Here is a 358-nt window from a genome sequence, read left to right as displayed (position 1 = left end):
CGACACATACGATGCCGTGACCGGCCTGGCCAAGGAACATTCTGGCGCGTACGGCATGGGTATCGACTATGCCTACACGATGGTGCACAAGGCTGCGCAACGTACGGCAACCACGCACGAATCGATCGCGCCTGTGCATGCGCCGGTGATCGAGCACTAATCACCTCCAGTCGGTGCCGAAGGCTTGCTGAAGCTTTCGGCACCATGCAAATGATCGGCGCGGTGGTTGGCGAGTTCCTGTCGGCGCAGCGCGGTCTTGGCTTTCTGAAGCCGCCACCGGCGACGCGGCTGTTCCAGCGCCGCACGACTAACGTCATACCGATTCCTTCCTTTGCGCCGATTCGCCCGCCCCCGACAA

Annotated in this window: 1 pseudogene; it reads left to right on the top strand. The window is 62.0% G+C overall.

Annotated features, from left to right (window positions below):
* Positions 1–160, top strand: a pseudogene (locus AC1DO7_RS41570) (hydrolase); the annotation flags it as partial.
* Between the last annotated feature and the right edge of the window lie 198 nt (positions 161–358).

The organism is Cupriavidus sp. 05N40 (assembly GCF_056397305.1).
This window is presented reverse-complemented; position numbering and strand designations above follow the sequence as displayed.